The following is a 1,559-nucleotide window of genomic DNA, read 5'->3' as shown; positions in this document are numbered from 1 at the left end:
AAGCAGATCGGCCGGGTGCTGGAGAGCGTGTTTGCACCGTCACCTTGTTCTTCTTCAGCAGATGCGCGACGCCCGACGACAGCTGCCTGGCGACGCCGCGCGAGCGCTTGACCACCTTGCCGAGATCGAAGCGCGGATTGTCGGCCGCGAAACCATACTGATCGAGCGTGTGCAGCAGGTGGTTGATCTCCGACGTGCGCAGCAGCGCCTTGGTCGGGATGCAGCCCCAGTTGAGGCAAATGCCGCCGAGATGCTCGCGCTCCACCACCGCCGTCTTCATGCCGAGCTGGGCGGCGCGGATCGCGGCGACGTAACCGCCGGGGCCGCCGCCGACGACGACGAGATCGAAACTCTGCTCAGCCATGGTTCCCCTCCCCACAGGCCGGCGCCTCGTCCGCGAGCGCCGCAAGCGCGTCGCCGGTCAGACGCAGCACCGACCAGTCCGTGACCGTCTCCGCTCCCAGACCCGCGTAGAAGCGCCGGGCGGACGCGTTCCAGTTCAGCACCGACCATTCCATGCGCAGACACCCCGCCCGCGCCGCCTCTCGCGCCATGTGGCGGAAGCAGGCGCGCCCGATCCCCCGCCCCCGCGCGGCGGGCTCGACGAACACGTCCTCGACATACAGGTTCGGGCGGCCGGCGAAGGTGGCGTAGGTATAGAACCACACCGCCAGCCCGACGGCGACGCCGTCGACCTCGGCAAGTGCTGCATGCAGGCGCGGCGGGGCACCGAACAGCGCCGCCGCCAGATCCTCCTCGCGCGCCGTGACGGTGAGATGCTCGTAGGCCGCGAGGCCGCGCAGCAGGCGCATCACCGCCGGCATGTCGGCGGCCTGCGCGGGCCGCAGGGCGGCGATATCGGGCGCGCCCATCGGCGCCGCCGCGCCTAGAGCATCAGGCTGAGCGGGTCTTCCACGATCGCCTTGAAGGCGGCGAGCCATTCGGCGCCGAGCGCGCCGTCGACCACGCGGTGGTCGACCGACAGCGTGCAGGTCATCATCGTCGCGATCGCCAGCGCGCCGTCGCGCACCACCGGCCGCTGCTCGCCCGCGGCAACGGCGAGGATCGCGGCCTGCGGCGGGTTGATCACCGCGCTGAAGGACGAGACGCCGTACATGCCCATGTTGGAGATCGAAAATCCGCCGCCCTGGAACTCCTCCGGCTTCAGGCGGCCGGCCTTGGCGCGGGCGGCGAGGTCCTTCATCTCGTTGCTGATCGCCGCCAGCCCCTTCTGATCCGCGTTCCGGATGATCGGCGTGATCAGCCCGTCCGGGATCGACACGGCGACGCTGATGTCGACGTCGCGGTAGATCGCGACGCCGTCCTCGGTCCACGACGCGTTGACCTTCGGCACGCGGCGCAGCGCGATGGCGGCGGCCTTGATGATCAGGTCGTTGACCGACAGCTTGAACGCGCCCGGACCCTCCTTGGCCGAACGGGCGTTGAGGTCGGCGCGCAGCTTCAGCAGCGGGTCGATGTTGAGGTCGATCGAGACGTAGAAATGCGGGATCTCCCGCTTCGCCTCCGCCAGCCGCCGCGCGATCGTGCGGCGCATGCCG

General features: G+C 70.1%; 3 protein-coding genes. All 3 read right to left on the bottom strand.

From position 1 onward, the window contains the following. Nucleotides 1-364: FAD-dependent oxidoreductase (locus B8460_RS18310; protein ID WP_048863059.1), on the bottom strand; the 364-nt coding region annotated here is incomplete at its 3' end. Then, nucleotides 357-872, bottom strand: a complete 516-nt coding sequence (locus tag B8460_RS18305; protein ID WP_148360693.1) for a GNAT family N-acetyltransferase — start codon at nucleotides 870-872, stop codon at nucleotides 357-359. The genes B8460_RS18305 and B8460_RS18310, both read right to left, overlap by 8 nt. Before the next feature lie 14 nt (nucleotides 873-886). Beyond that, nucleotides 887-1,559: 2-oxo acid dehydrogenase subunit E2 (locus B8460_RS18300; protein WP_048863057.1), on the bottom strand; the 673-nt coding region annotated here is incomplete at its 5' end.

It is taken from the genome of Acidisphaera rubrifaciens HS-AP3 (assembly GCF_000964365.1).
GTDB lineage: Bacteria > Pseudomonadota > Alphaproteobacteria > Acetobacterales > Acetobacteraceae > Acidisphaera > Acidisphaera rubrifaciens.
The sequence above is the reverse complement of the archived record's forward strand: the minus strand, read 5'-3'. Positions and strand labels throughout refer to the sequence as shown.